The organism is Cellvibrio sp. KY-YJ-3 (assembly GCF_008806955.1).
Taxonomy (GTDB): Bacteria; Pseudomonadota; Gammaproteobacteria; order Pseudomonadales; family Cellvibrionaceae; genus Cellvibrio.
The window spans coordinates 2,998,069-3,011,729 of record NZ_CP031727.1; the positions used below are offsets into that span (position 1 = coordinate 2,998,069).

The following is a 13,661-nucleotide window of genomic DNA, read 5'->3' on the forward strand; positions in this document are numbered from 1 at the left end:
GAAGATTTAATGCTACGCGTTGTTATTATTCGTTGGAACCGTCATTAATAACATCTTCAAGTGTAAGATGGGTTAGCAGGCGAATACTGCGAAATACATAAAAAAGAGTGCCCATCATAATAATTAACATTGGCAATGCAATCACAGGGTAGCTTAGTGCCGTCATTTTACCCAGTTCTGCATTAAATTCAGCGGTGCCCGGTTGGCTAACCAAAATTATTTTTGCCAGAACATAATTTAAAATCGACGATAAAAAAAACGATGCGGCGATCATCAGTGAGGCATTGCTTAGTGTTCGCTCAAAATGCTTTTTGGTTTGATGTTGCTCGAGTGCGCTATCTACCTTTTGTATTTTTAGGACTTTATCGTTGTAGATAAATACTTTTACCAATGGGTAGCGAGTTTTAATAGAGATGAGTGTAACTATGCCAAGAATGCCGGGGATGGCTGCCTCTTTGATCGCAAAATATTCAGGGTCGAGTTGCAATAAACTGAGGCCGCCGGTTAATAGCACGCTCACAATGCCAAGTGCTGAAAATACGTTGATTTTTTTGTTGGCAACAAAATCCCGTAATCCGTAGCTGAGTGGAAAGGCGAGTGCAATGATCAGTGCCCAGGTTGGGCCAAGATATTCCGCGTCACTGAGTTTGGTCAGTATTAGCGTTGGAATAACGATGTTCATTAACAAGTTAGCAAAAAAGCTTTCTTTTTTTTGCTTTGGTTGGGGATTTGTCGTTTCCAGAGGGGGTTTATCAGCTAACATGGTGGATGATTTTTCCGCATTGTTGTCAGTCATGATCAATCCTGTTGATCTCTTCTATAAATGGTATCTGAGTGATTTTTGATCTGCATAGTCATACGCATTTTTCTGACGGTATGCTAAGCCCTGAAGCCTTGATTGCGCGTGCGCAAGAGCGCGGTGTTTCTGTGCTTGCCATTACGGATCACGATACCATAGCTGGCGTTCGGATTGCACAAAAAGCCGCACAGGAAGCAGGGATCCAAATAATTCCGGGCATAGAGTTTTCAAGTCAATGGGGGCGCGGTGGTGTTCATATTGTTGGCTTGGGAGTGGATATTAACTCTGCGGTGTTAACCGAGGCCGTCACACAGCAGGAAAGTGCACGTGAGGCTCGATCAATTGCCATCGCGGAGCGCCTGGCAAAAGCAGGCTTCCCTGATGCTCTGGCGGGAGCCCACGCGCTGGCCGGTGGGGTAAGTGTGGGGCGACCGCATTTTGCCCAGTATCTGGTGGCATGTGGTGCAGTGAAGAATATCAACGCCGCCTTCAAAAAGTATCTGGGTGCAGGTAAACCGGCTGATGTGAAATATCAGTGGCCCTTAATGGATCAGGTTATCAAGTGGATTCACGATGCGGGTGGAGTAGCGGTACTGGCGCACCCGGCAAAATACGAACTGACGCGCACGAAAATGTGCGCGCTGGTCGATTCTTTTGTGGCCGCGGGGGGCGATGCCATTGAGGTTATTAGTGGTCTGCAACCTGTGGCAATGACTGAGGATTTATTGCGCATTGCTGCCAGCCGTAATCTATACGCATCTTGTGGTTCGGATTTTCATATCCCCGATCAGCCTTGGCAGGATTTGGGGGGCTTTGGTCGCTTACCGCCCCAAGCCAAACCTGTATGGGAATTATTGGGCTATAACAATATTAATGGGTAAGCCCTGCGGGTTTTACCACCTTTTTGCTTGATGCTGTCTGCAATCGGGCGAAGCCGTAAGGAGTGTCCATCATGGCGCAATTTTTTCAGATTCACCCAGATAACCCCCAGCACCGTTTAATTGTGCAGGCAGCGGATATCATCCGTAAGGGTGGGGTGGTAGCTTATCCAACGGATTCCGCTTACGCGCTCGGCTGTCATATCGGCGATAAAGATGCCTTGGAGCGTATTCGCACCTTGCGTAAGCTTGATAAAAATCACAATTTTACCTTGATGTGTCGCGATCTTTCCGAGCTTGCAACCTATGCACGAGTCGACAATCAGGTGTTTCGTCTACTGAAAAACCACACACCTGGTGCCTATACGTTCATTCTTGAGGCGACAGCTGATGTGCCGCGCCGTTTGATGCATCCCAAACGCAAAACCATAGGGTTGCGGGTGCCGGATAATGCAATTGCTTTGGCATTGCTCGAAGAGCTGGGTGAGCCTTTGATGACCAGCAGCTTACTCTTGCCGGGCGAAGAGTTTCCAATGACCGACCCATATGATATTCGCGACACGCTTGAGCATTTTGTCGAATTGGTTATTGATGGTGGTTATTGTGGTTTAGAGCCTACCACGGTAATTGATCTCACTCAGGATGTGCCAGAGTTGGTGCGTCAGGGCAAGGGCGACTTTGCGCCGTTTGATTCCAACTAATTGATTTTTATGGATAATTAATGCTTTTTCGGGTTGCTGTCCGGCGCCCGCTTAAGTCGCTATAATGCCCGTCCTGAATATGGTTACCCGCTGCGGTGCCCTGTGCCTATTTGACTAATGAGTTTGCTGAGTGACTGAAATTATTGAGCCTGTATCGCTAGCAAATCCGGACTCTGCAACAGATTCGGCGCAGGTTGCTGCGGCTAATATTTCTGAATCTGATCGCTCAACGGCTGAATCCCTTTCACCTGACGCGGCAGCCGCTCAGGTGAAAGCTCCACAGCAAGGCGAAATGCCGTTTGCTATGGTTCACGGCAAAGCCTACACCCAGTTGCCGCAGGATTTGTATATTCCGCCAGATGCACTTGAAGTGTTTCTTGAGGCATTTGAAGGCCCGCTGGATTTGCTGCTCTATCTGATTCGCCGGCAAAATATTGATATTCTTGAAATTAATGTCTCTGAGATTACTTCCCAGTACATGGCCTATGTCAATCTCATGGAGTCTCATCAATTTGAGTTGGCAGCCGAATACTTGGTGATGGCGGCTATGTTGGCCGAGATCAAGTCGCGTATGTTGTTACCTCGCTCCAGTGAAGAGCATGAAGAGGAAGAGGATCCGCGTGCCTCTTTAATTCGTCGCCTGCAAGAGTATGAGCGTTTCAAGCAAGCGGCTGAGGACATAGATAAGCTTCCGCGTGTTTCGCGCGATGTTTTCCCGGTAACGGTTGCGGGGCCCGATCGCAGTTTGACCCGTCTTGATCCAGATGTGGAATTGCAAGAGCTGTTGTTGGCACTGTCAGAGGTATTGCGACGCGCTGATATGTTTGAAAGTCACCATGTGTCCAAAGAGCGATTGTCCACCCGTGAGCGCATGGCGCAGGTGTTGGATACTCTTGCCCATCAACATTTTGTGCCTTTTGTCAGTTTGTTCAAAGCCGAAGAAGGGCGCTTGGGCGTGGTGGTAACTTTCCTTGCCGTAATGGAATTGATTAAGGAATCGCTCGTCGAGATTGTCCAAAGCGAATCCTTTGCTCCTATTCATGTAAAAGCCAGAACACAATGACCGAAACAATAATCACTGAAGAATTCGATGATGAGTTGGGTGCCCCAGAAGCAGCTGACTTAATTGCTGATGATACTCTTGCTGAGGAGTTGGCGACGGTTCCTGTAACCCAAATGCCGGTTGATGCCGGGCGTTTGCGTCAGGTTATCGAAGGTGCCATTTTGGCGGCAGGCCAGCCTATGACACTTGTGCGCATGCTGGATTTGTTTGATGCAGAAGTGGCGCCGACCAAAGATGAAATACATGCTGCACTGCTGGATATACAGGCTACCTGCGAAGGGCGCGGTTTTGAATTAAAGGAAGTTGCTTCGGGGTGGCGCTTTCAAGTGCGCGATGATTTAGCTCCTTGGGTTAATCGCCTGTGGGAAGAAAAACCGCAGAAGTATTCACGCGCGCTACTCGAAACCTTGTCGTTAATTGCTTATCGCCAACCGATCACTCGCGGTGACATTGAAGAGATTCGCGGTGTTGCTGTTAGCTCTCATATCATGAAAACCTTGCTAGAGCGCGACTGGGTAAAAGTGATTGGTCATCGCGATGTACCCGGCCGTCCATCACTTTATGCCACTACCCGTCAATTTTTGGATTACTTTAATTTAAAAAGCCTGGATGAGTTGCCGTCACTCAGTGAAATCCGTGATTTGGATGAGTTAAATCCAGTGTTAGATTTGGGCGAGGCAGGCTTAGGCGAAAAAGATACTGATGCCCCGATTCCTGATGATCAGCCAATTGCGACATTGGATGAGCTGGAAGCTGAGCCGGTGGATACCAAAACAGCACTCTATGAAGATGGCTTTGTAGATGGTGAAGAGGCTTTTGTTGAGATTGAGGAGTATGCAGCTATTGATGCTTCACAATTATCGACGCCAGCCAATAATGAGGAAACTGGTCACTAATCAAGTGACCCATGAATTATGGTGAAGAAAATCAACCCAGATAAACCTGAAAAACCTACCAAGGCTGTGAAGCCAGTAGTTGCCGCTAAAACGTCCAAGACCAAATCCATGGCTGGCGGAAAAAATACACCGGCAGAAAAATCATATGGCTTTAAAAAAGCCAGTGGTCCCAGCGCTAAAAAGCATCAGGATTCTGAAAAGCCCGCAGGTAAATCTACCCAGAAACCCGCATCTACTGCGCGCACTAAAACTGCTTTTGCCGCAGAGCCACAAGCTCCTGTCGTCAGCAGCCCTACAGATGAAAAATTGCAGAAAGTACTGGCTCGTGCCGGCATCGGCTCGCGCCGTGAAATGGAGCGAGCGATAGAGCAGGGGCAAGTCAAGGTTAATGATCGCATTGCCAAGTTAGGTGATAGAGTCAGCGCACAAGATAAAATTTTTGTGAACGGCCAGCGCGTAGTGTTGCGTAGCGAATTAACTCGTCGCCGGGTAATTTTATATAACAAACCTGAGGGCGAAATTTGCTCCCGCTCCGATCCAGAGGGTCGTCCTACCGTCTATGACCATCTGCCACCATTGAAAGGTGAGCGGTGGATTTCAGTAGGGCGACTCGACTTTAACACCAGTGGTTTATTGCTGTTTACCAATGACGGTGAATTGGCTAATAAATTAATGCATCCATCATCGGTGATTGACCGTGAATATCTTGTGCGGATTCAGGGCGAGGTTACCGATGAGATGCGTCAGGTACTTTTGCGAGGTGTAGTGCTGGATGACGGCATTGCGCGCTTCACCGATATAGTTGACGGTGCAGGTGAAGGTAAAAATCGCTGGTTCTACTGTGTGGTAATGGAAGGGCGTAATCGCGAAGTGCGGCGTTTGTGGGAGTCGCAGGGCGTTAAAGTGAGTCGTTTGAAACGTGTTCGCTACGCCAATATTTTTATTCCTTCTCATGTGCGAGTAGGGCAGTGGATTGATTTAACTGACCGCGAAATTGAAGATTTATGCATGACGGCAGGATTCGACAGTTCTACCTATACTCGCATGAAAGTGCCCACTCGCGATGAGCAGGCACAGCGTGAGCGTCATGACAAAAAGTTACGGTCTGCTTCTGCTGCACCACGCAGGGTGAAAGCTCCGCCGCGTAAGCGTCCTCCAGTTGTATAGTGAGGAGTCAAGCATAAAAAAACCGCGCAAATTTGCGCGGTTTTTTATGGGGCATGGTCCACTCAGCGTAACTGATTATCGAGCTTGTGCATTCGCCGTGCTATTGATGGTGCAGTTTCTGCCTGATTGCTTGGCGCTGTAAAGTGCTTTATCTGCACGCTCAAATAGCTCCTCTATGCCTTCATTCTGATCGCCATTGTGCGTTGCTACTCCAATACTGACTGTCGTGTTTATAGCCATAGTATTGTGAAGGATTTCTGTTTCTGAAATACGTTCGCGAATACGCTCGGCAATTATTTCTGCACCAATTGCATTGGTATTACTCAGCAGCACAACGAATTCTTCGCCGCCATAACGAAAAATACTATCGGTGCTACGGCACACAGATTGGATGGTTTTCGCAATCTCACACAGAATTAAATCGCCGCGGTGATGCCCGTAATCATCGTTGATTTTTTTAAAGTGATCGACGTCTATCATTAATAATGAAAGTTGCTGTTGCTGACGATTAGCAAGCTGCAGTTCGCGTTTTAAATTGTTGTTTAAGGCTGCGCGATTTCCTACCAGAGTTAATGGATCAAGTAGCGCCAGGCGCATCGCTGTTTGGTAGCGAACTGCATTGCGTAGTGGGTAAACCAATGCGCTGAGTAGCTGTTCGATTTTTATAAGCTCAGTTTCAATAAATCGTTTGCTGCGACTAAAAATGACCTCACCTAAATAGCCCTCATCGGTAGTGAGGCGATAGTCACAATGATGCAGCGATTCCCGTCCAACTCGGGAGTCGTCTTTGGTGGTGGAGGATTTGAAAATCACCCCGGATATTTGCACCAGTGGTTGTATTTGGTGGAAAAAAAGCGAAATTATTTCCGTCGGGTCCAGGCTCATTTGCAAGGCCTGCGTCAGCCGAACTCGCACGGCGAGCTCCTGGTCTTGCGTTGGTATACCAAGGGGGATGCTTCCTGCGCCGTTTGCCTTATGGGCATTGGTCACCATAGTCATGTCCCGCATATAAAGTACCTGTCACATTGATGGGGTTGTTATCTGCCCAGAGTCGCCGCTCTGTGGAATAGGGCTTTGTGAGGTACACAGCGAAAATCATGCCATGTGAATTTTTTTATAAAAAATCCTTTTTAATCAATGGGATGGATTTTTTTTACGGCATGCATTGGCACTGAATGCCAAAAAAAAGGCGGTGTTGGTGGGATGTTTCAACAGGGCAATGGCCGCTAGTCAAAAAAATGTCACCCCACTCAATTGTTAATCGGGTGGGGGGATGCGGATGAGGTTTGCTGGATTAGGTGTTGATCTGGGGCAGTAAAATACCCAGAGTTAGACCACCGGTAGGGCGGTTTTCTGCCCATATTTTGCCTTTGTGCAGAGCAATACTGCGATGTGCAATAGCGAGCCCCAGTCCATAGCCGCCACTCTCGCGTGCACGGGCCTGGTCGGTGCGGAAGAAGGGTTGGAAAATATCCTCCAAGGCATCCTCCGGTACACCGGGGCCCTGATCCATAATTTGGATGCGGTAGTGTTCGCCATCGCCGGTTTCGTTAAGTTGAATACAAATTTCTGAATTTGGGGGCGTGTAGAGCAGGGCATTACGCAGGGTATTTTCAAAGACTCCCACCAGCATGTTCCCGTGAGTGGCCACCAGCGCTTCATCGAGGTTGGATTTAAATTCAATACGAATATTTTTTTCGCGTGCATCCAACTGATAGTTTTCAATGAGAGTTTGTACCAGCGATACCAGATCAAGCACATCATCTAGTACCCAGCCATCCTGGCCTTGAATGGGAAGGGTTAGAATCTCCGTAATAATGTCATTTAGATAATCGGCCGCTTGTTTAATGCGACCCAGTTCGTGATCAATTACCCCGCCACTTTTTTGCTGCGCTAATGCCAACGCGATTTGCAATCTGGCGAGTGGTGTACGCAATTCATGGGATACATCTTTAATTAATCGCTTCTGTTCTTGCATGGCCTTTTCAAGCCGTTCGGTCATGTTGTCGAAGTCGCGCCCGAGTGCGGCAATTTCATCGTTGCGACCGCGAAATTGCTCGCTGATACGAACACTCAAATCGCCGCGGGCAATTTGATGTGTGGCTTTTTGCAGGGTGTTGATGCTACGGGTGAAATGACGCGCGAGGAAAAAACAGGCAGAGCCACTGACCAGAATCGAAACCAATAGCAGCGGCCAGATATTGTCGATAAACAATTCCCAGATGATGTCGCGGTCTTGCCCTTCGTCGCGGCCTGCTGAAATGGTGATTAACTTAACGCTATTGCCATCATTCAAGGTGATGTAGCGACCAAACAGTTTGCGATTGCGATCTTGCACCTTGTCAAAAGGGTGCTTGCTGGTTAAGCGGGGGGCAAGGAACATTACGCCGGGCGGAAGCGGTCGGTCGAGCAAATCGCGATTGCGTTTATCTACCACATAAACAAAACGCGTCGACCAGCTCGGCATTGCGCGCAGGTCTTGGGTTAATTGAGTGGTATTGCGGTTAATTGCACTGCCGACCATTTGAAATAGTAAGCGTTTTGCAGGGTCTTCATCGGTAGCGGTGCTGCTGTGCTGCAGTTTGCCATCCGGTGTTATATCAAACCAATGCACGACTAAATTGGTGCCGATAATAATCGCCACCGTAATCAACCAAAACGTGAAAAATATTTTTAGGTAGAGGCGTGTCATCAAGTGCCGGATTCATCATCGTTCATAGTGAGCATGTAACCCGCACCGCGTACGTTGATAATTAAATCTTTGGATGAGCCTGCTGCGGTGATTTTTTTACGAATATTGCTGACATGCACATCAATACTGCGATCGTAAGGGGTTAGTTTTCGATTCAGTGCCTGCTCGGTCATATCGTCTTTGCTAATTACTTGACCAGCGCGGCGCACCAGAATTTCAAGCACGCTGAACTCGGTGCCGGTGAGTGGAACTTCATTGCCGTCCCAGGTTGTGGTGCGGGTACCCAAATGCAGGGACAATTTACCCGAGGACAAGCGTTCAACGCTGTTGGTCGAGACTTCTTTTTGATTGGCGCGACGTAAAATCGCACGAATCCGTGCGACCAATTCACGAGGGTCGCAGGGTTTTGCCAGGTAATCATCAGCACCGATTTCAAGACCGATCACGCGATCAACCGTATCGCCTTTGGCAGTTAACATAATCACCGGTGTTTGGTTGTGCTGGCGCAAGTTTTTCAGCACATCAAAGCCATTGCGAACGGGCAGCATCACATCCAGCACTATCGCCGAATAGGGGTTCTTCAGCGCAAGTTCCAGCGCTGTTTGACCGTCGTAGGCGGTATCTATAGTGAACCCTTCAGTGTGCAGATATTCACTCAGTAATTGGCTGAGTTCTTTATCGTCGTCGATGAGGAGAACCTTGAGCATAGCGATTACATACCCTTGTTATATAAGGCGTTATTTGAGGCGCTGAGTGTGCACCAGGCCTTGGTGAGAGTCATGATTCTTTGGGAATTGTTAACTAATCTTAACATGATGGCGCCCATAATGACTTCACTGGCGCTGTTCACGCAATCCGGCGCTTCAGTCAACCTAATCTATCCGAGGATCTTGATATGAAAGCGATCAAATTATTAGCAACAGGTGCATTGCTTCTAGGTGCTGCCGGTATGGTTGTTCCCAGTATCGCCGCCGACGCCAAACCTTGTGACAGTGGGACTTACCACACTGGGAAAGATGGTCACTATGGCGGAAAGCATGCCGGTCATTTTGGCCGTATGGAGCGCGCTTTGGATTTAAGTGATGCGCAAAAAGAAACGCTCAAGTCCCAGCGCGAAGCAAATAAAGCGGCCCGTGCTGCTTTGCATGATCAACTTAAAGAAGCGCGCACAGCTTTGAATACTGCCACTGAGGCAGGCGCAAATGATGCCGAGTTAAATGCGTTGGCAGAAACGCTGGGACGTTTGCAGGCACAGCAGGCGCTGGCGGGGGCAAAAAATCATCAAGCCTTTTTGGCGGTACTTACCGATGAGCAAAAACAGACCCTCGCTGAAATGAAGTCCAAGCGTATGGAGCGCAAGGGGAGTCGTAAAAACGACAGCGAGAGTAAAAGTAGCTAATTTCTGCACTGCATCCTAAACGCTAGTTCACTGACCCCGGCTTGCCGGGGTTATTTATTGTGAGGGGGACGTTAATAGGCTTGCTTGCGCTGCCCAATCTTGGGAAAATCCGCGCCGATTTCTTTGCCTCCGGTGTGATTATTCCCCCGGTGTCAGCAACTTCATTTTCCCAGCATTTCGAGGTTATTGTGGCCCAGATTGGTCTGTTTTTTGGCAGTGACGAAGGTAATACCGAACGCGTTGCCTACCGTATTCAAAAGCGTTTTGGTGAAGATGTAGTTGATGTGCGCGATATCGCTGATGTTACCCAGTTGGATTTTGCCCAATACGACAAAGTGATTCTTGGTATTCCCACCTGGGATTTCGGTCAAATCCAATCCGACTGGGAAGAGTTTTGGGATGATATTGCTGCCGTAGATTTCTCTGGCAAACAAGTCGCGCTCTTTGGCTTGGGCGATCAATTTGGCTACGGCGATTACTTTTTGGATGCTATGGGCATGCTGCACGATGTAATTATCCAGAGCGGTCCCGAAATCGTTGGTCATTGGCCTACCGAAGGCTATGAATTCGAAGCATCCAAAGCGGAAATTCCCGGCGCCGGTATGTTTGTAGGTTTGGCACTCGATGAAGATCAGCAGGAAAACCTCAGTGCTGATCGACTCAACCGCTGGTGTGCGCAAATCCATGTAGAGTTTGGTTTGGATACCCCGCTGGAAATGCTGCAAGACTAAATTTGGTCGATTCCGCGAGTCCGGCAGATCCATTTTCTATTTTTAGTCGTTACTTCATTTTTAGCCGTTAATAGTTGGGTTACTGTTAACGGCGCTTTTGTTAACTGCACTTTCCTCACTTTCTTCTACGAGTCATCTATTGTGATGCTGACGTCTGCACAAATGCTTGCTTTCCAGCGCGATGGTTATGTTGTTGTGCCGGCTTTTTCGAGTCCGGCTCTGTGTGAACAGATTGTGGCTTTCGCCAAAGACGAGCTTGCCAAGCAAGCAATACCCATCGAGTTTGAGGCGGATACTCGTTACCCGGGAGCACCTGAATCACGCACAGCCGAAGGAGGGGCAACGGCGCGTCGCTTGTTGATGGCCACCGAGCGCAGCCCGCAATTGTTAGCGTGGGCGACGGGTGAGCCGCTGAAAAGCCTGTTGATTCAATTGCTCGGGGAGGGCGTAACCCTGTCCCAAGCCCATCACAATTGCATCATGACCAAACAGCCAGCATTTTCGAGCACAACTGGTTGGCATCGCGATAGTCGTTACTGGCATTTTGCGCGCCCTGAGTTGGTGTCAGCTTGGTTGGCGCTGGGCAATGAACAGCCCGAAAACGGTTGTCTTTGGGTGATTCCCGGTTCACATCGGGTTGTTATCGATGTTAATCAGCTGGATCAATACCAGTTTCTCCGCACTGATTTAGCCGTGAACGAAGGACTGTTGAGCGCAGCCTTACCCGTACCCTTGGTGCAGGGCGATTTGTTGCTCTTCCACAGTAATTTATTTCATGCGGCTGGTCGCAACACGACTGGCATGACCAAGTTCTCCATGGTCTTTACTTACCGCTCTGCCGACAACCCGCCAAAAGCAGGCACTCGTTCCGCGCTGAAGCCAGAAATCCCCCTGGCGTAACTCTTTTTCATACCACCAACATTCATCACCAGTTGTGATTTCTTGATCGCAGCGATATGTAATTTATCGTCAAGCTGGCTTCACCGTGTGATCGCTAGAGCTTCAAGAAAAGTAAATTATTCCCATTTAAGAAACTTCAGTGTTAAAACCTCAATCGAAACCTAGCGGGTTTAAGTTGCTCTATTCGTTACTGAGCTGGATGAAGGGGCATCGGGTAATAATAAAGAGGGTGATAATGAACCAGGTGATACATGAATAGCTTTTTGTGGCGGTTAGCGCATTGTCTGCTGCTGATGGTTTTTACGAATGCAGCGCATGCACAGTCTGATCGCGCTGCTACCGAGCAAGTGGCGGCGCAATTGGTGGCTTCGGTGGCAGCAGTGCAACCGGGAAGCGATTTTTATCTTGGCCTCAACCAACAAATTATTCCTCACTGGCATACCTATTGGGTGAACCCGGGCGATTCAGGTAATGCCACTACTATCGAATGGTCTTTACCTGAAGGCGCTACAGCGGGCGATATCCTTTGGCCTTCACCAAGCCGCTTTTCGTTAGGTCCCGTCACCAATTACGGCTACGAATCCAACGTCACTTTACTTACCAAAATAACGGCGCCTGCGAATTTGCAACCGGGTGATACTTTTACCGCTGCCGCGGTAGTGGATTGGTTGGTCTGTGAAGAGGAATGTATTCCCCAGCAAGTGGAGCTTTCGCTCACGCTGCCAGTTGTTGGCGATTCAGCGTCAGTCGGGCAGGGCAGTCCTTACATTGAACAGGCGCTGACGCAATTGCCGGTTGCCAGCCCTTACACGCTTACTACGACACAAACCCCCGCTAATACGACCACGGGGCGTGCGCAGCTCAGCCTGACGCTCGCATTGCCCGCCGCACAAATTTCTCAGGTAAAAGAGCTTTGGTTTTATCCCTACGATTGGGGGCGAATTCAACAAAGCAGCCCGCAGTTAATGAAGGCTACAGCGCAAGGTCTAGAACTAACCATTGAAACAGGTGAGGCACCGTTGACGGCAGGCCAGTCCTTGAAGGGCGTTCTCGTTATTAAAGAGCGGGATTCTCTGAGTGAATCAGAACCGTCGTTAATAACTCGCGGTCTTGAGGTTGATGTCCCGCTAACCATCGCGAGTACCAATACGCCTGCTACCGCAGAAGTGTCGGGTGTGATTAATGCGCTACTGTTGGCTCTGATCGGTGGGGTGATTCTCAACCTAATGCCCTGTGTATTTCCCGTGTTATCGATAAAAGCGCTGTCACTGATTAGTCACGCCAACCAATCGCCTACGCAGATACGTTTACACGGTGTCGCTTACACTCTGGGCGTTTTGGCAAGTTTTGCACTGTTGGCGTTGATACTCATTTTATTAAAAGCGGGTGGTGCGCAAATTGGTTGGGGTTTTCAGTTTCAATCGCCGTTATTTGTAGTCGCGGTTGCCTATTTGATGTTTGCGGTGGGTTTGAGTTTGTCAGGTGTTTTTTATATCGGCGGTTCGGCGGTGGGTGTGGGCTCTTCGCTGGCAGAAAAGCCCGGTTACGGCGGTAGCTTTTTTACCGGTGTATTGGCGACGATTGTTGCAACACCCTGTACTGCACCGTTTATGGCGGCAGCACTGGGTTATGCCTTGGCGCAACCCGCGTTAATCATCATGGCAGTATTTTTAAGTTTGGGGTTGGGTTTGGCCTTGCCCTATTTATTGCTCACCTGTTGGCCCAGATTACAGCGCTGGTTGCCGCGCCCCGGTGCCTGGATGGAGCGCATGAAACAGCTGCTGGCATTTCCCATGTATGCCGCTGCGATTTGGCTGGTGTGGGTGCTGGTGCAACAAGCGGGAATTAATTCGCTCATCATTGCATTGGGGGGGATGTTGCTCATCGCACTTGCAGCATGGATTTACAACGGCACTCGCTATGCCTCCACCCGCTGGAATTATGTGGGTAGTTTTGGAGCGTTGGTATTAATTGCGAGTGTAGTGGCAATCACTGTTGTGAGTATCAATACCTCGCGCGCGCAAGCGACTGCAGAAAATGCCCCCTCAACCCAACACTGGGAGGCATTTAGTGAAGCCCGGTTAAATGCATTGCTCGCCGAGGGCAAACCTGTCTTTGTTAATTTCACCGCTGCCTGGTGCATTAGTTGTTTGGTTAACGAAAGAGTCGCGCTGAGTGATGCAAATGTCATTGCTGCATTTGCGCGTGGTGACATTACTTATTTGAAAGGCGACTGGACTAATCGCGATCCGGAAATTACGGCATTTCTAAAACGATTTAATCGCAGCGGTGTTCCGCTTTATCTTTTTTATCCAGCTGCCGCGTCAACGCCGCAAGTATTGCCGCAAATATTAACGCCGGACATGGTGGTTAATGTGTTGGAAAAAACAGATTTTTAAAACTGTAAAAACGAGTGTGAGTTAGTTATTGCTAAG

At 48.8% G+C, this 13,661-nt stretch carries 13 protein-coding genes; 9 read left to right on the forward strand and 4 right to left on the reverse strand.

Features of this window, described 5'->3' with window-relative positions:
- Positions 1-25 precede the first annotated feature (25 nt).
- Entirely contained in the window at positions 26-796 is a 771-nt protein-coding gene (locus tag D0B88_RS12665; RefSeq protein ID WP_007640995.1) for a VC0807 family protein, read from the reverse strand.
- Between the two features lie 38 nt (positions 797-834).
- On the opposite strand from D0B88_RS12665, the gene D0B88_RS12670 reads away from it, so the two are divergent.
- The 5 genes from D0B88_RS12670 (at position 835) to rluB (ending at position 5,504) form a co-directional block, all read left to right on the forward strand.
- A complete protein-coding gene (locus D0B88_RS12670) occupies positions 835-1,680 on the forward strand; it encodes a PHP domain-containing protein (RefSeq protein ID WP_151057584.1) in 846 nt (281 codons plus the stop codon).
- Between the two features lie 71 nt (positions 1,681-1,751).
- Positions 1,752-2,378: an L-threonylcarbamoyladenylate synthase gene (locus D0B88_RS12675; protein ID WP_040391684.1), complete on the forward strand. Its 627-nt coding sequence runs from the start codon at positions 1,752-1,754 to the stop codon at positions 2,376-2,378.
- A 130-nt stretch (positions 2,379-2,508) separates the two neighbouring features.
- A complete protein-coding gene (locus tag D0B88_RS12680) occupies positions 2,509-3,441 on the forward strand; it encodes a ScpA family protein (RefSeq protein ID WP_007641008.1) in 933 nt (310 codons plus the stop codon).
- Positions 3,438-4,337: an SMC-Scp complex subunit ScpB gene (scpB, locus tag D0B88_RS12685; RefSeq protein WP_151057586.1), complete on the forward strand. Its 900-nt coding sequence runs from the start codon at positions 3,438-3,440 to the stop codon at positions 4,335-4,337. The genes D0B88_RS12680 and scpB overlap by 4 nt, the downstream gene beginning before the upstream one ends.
- 306 nt (positions 4,338-4,643) lie before the next feature.
- Positions 4,644-5,504: a 23S rRNA pseudouridine(2605) synthase RluB gene (gene rluB, locus D0B88_RS12690; RefSeq protein ID WP_050977026.1), complete on the forward strand. Its 861-nt coding sequence runs from the start codon at positions 4,644-4,646 to the stop codon at positions 5,502-5,504.
- A 75-nt stretch (positions 5,505-5,579) separates the two neighbouring features.
- Here rluB and D0B88_RS12695 read toward each other — a convergent pair whose 3' ends face one another.
- From D0B88_RS12695 to D0B88_RS12705, 3 genes are all read right to left on the reverse strand, one after another.
- Complete coding sequence (locus D0B88_RS12695) at positions 5,580-6,512, reverse strand: GGDEF domain-containing protein (protein ID WP_225318356.1); 933 nt, start codon at positions 6,510-6,512, stop codon at positions 5,580-5,582.
- Positions 6,513-6,798: 286 nt separating this feature from the next.
- On the reverse strand, positions 6,799-8,196 hold the full coding sequence (locus D0B88_RS12700) for an ATP-binding protein (RefSeq protein ID WP_007641016.1): 1,398 nt from the start codon (positions 8,194-8,196) through the stop codon (positions 6,799-6,801).
- Positions 8,196-8,903, reverse strand: a complete 708-nt coding sequence (locus D0B88_RS12705) for a response regulator transcription factor (protein ID WP_007641018.1) — start codon at positions 8,901-8,903, stop codon at positions 8,196-8,198. The genes D0B88_RS12700 and D0B88_RS12705 overlap by 1 nt, the downstream gene beginning before the upstream one ends.
- A gap of 188 nt (positions 8,904-9,091) precedes the next feature.
- On the opposite strand from D0B88_RS12705, the gene D0B88_RS12710 reads away from it, so the two are divergent.
- The 4 genes from D0B88_RS12710 (at position 9,092) to D0B88_RS12725 (ending at position 13,625) form a co-directional block, all read left to right on the forward strand.
- Positions 9,092-9,595, forward strand: coding sequence for a Spy/CpxP family protein refolding chaperone (locus D0B88_RS12710; protein WP_151057590.1), 504 nt, complete (start codon positions 9,092-9,094; stop codon positions 9,593-9,595).
- A 188-nt stretch (positions 9,596-9,783) separates the two neighbouring features.
- Complete coding sequence (locus D0B88_RS12715; protein WP_151059431.1) at positions 9,784-10,326, forward strand: flavodoxin; 543 nt, start codon at positions 9,784-9,786, stop codon at positions 10,324-10,326.
- Between the two features lie 144 nt (positions 10,327-10,470).
- The gene (locus tag D0B88_RS12720; protein WP_151059432.1) at positions 10,471-11,226 is read left to right on the forward strand and encodes a phytanoyl-CoA dioxygenase family protein; all 756 of its coding nucleotides are present in this window, start codon (positions 10,471-10,473) and stop codon (positions 11,224-11,226) included.
- Between the two features lie 251 nt (positions 11,227-11,477).
- Positions 11,478-13,625 (forward strand): protein-disulfide reductase DsbD, encoded by a 2,148-nt coding sequence (locus tag D0B88_RS12725; RefSeq protein WP_151057592.1) that lies wholly within the window; start codon positions 11,478-11,480, stop codon positions 13,623-13,625.
- Positions 13,626-13,661: the final 36 nt, after the last annotated feature.

What these genes read in the sequence shown, in the direction of transcription:
- D0B88_RS12675 (WP_040391684.1), top strand. Translation starts at nt 1,752, where the DNA reads ATGGCGCAATTTTTTCAGATTCACCCAGATAACCCCCAGCACCGTTTA.
- D0B88_RS12720 (WP_151059432.1), top strand. Translation starts at nt 10,471, where the DNA reads ATGCTGACGTCTGCACAAATGCTTGCTTTCCAGCGCGATGGTTATGTT.
- D0B88_RS12695 (WP_225318356.1), bottom strand. Translation starts at nt 6,512, where the DNA reads ATGCGGGACATGACTATGGTGACCAATGCCCATAAGGCAAACGGCGCA.
- D0B88_RS12725 (WP_151057592.1), top strand. Translation starts at nt 11,478, where the DNA reads ATGAATAGCTTTTTGTGGCGGTTAGCGCATTGTCTGCTGCTGATGGTT.
- D0B88_RS12700 (WP_007641016.1), bottom strand. Translation starts at nt 8,196, where the DNA reads ATGACACGCCTCTACCTAAAAATATTTTTCACGTTTTGGTTGATTACG.
- D0B88_RS12705 (WP_007641018.1), bottom strand. Translation starts at nt 8,903, where the DNA reads ATGCTCAAGGTTCTCCTCATCGACGACGATAAAGAACTCAGCCAATTA.
- D0B88_RS12665 (WP_007640995.1), bottom strand. Translation starts at nt 796, where the DNA reads ATGACTGACAACAATGCGGAAAAATCATCCACCATGTTAGCTGATAAA.
- scpB (WP_151057586.1), top strand. Translation starts at nt 3,438, where the DNA reads ATGACCGAAACAATAATCACTGAAGAATTCGATGATGAGTTGGGTGCC.
- D0B88_RS12710 (WP_151057590.1), top strand. Translation starts at nt 9,092, where the DNA reads ATGAAAGCGATCAAATTATTAGCAACAGGTGCATTGCTTCTAGGTGCT.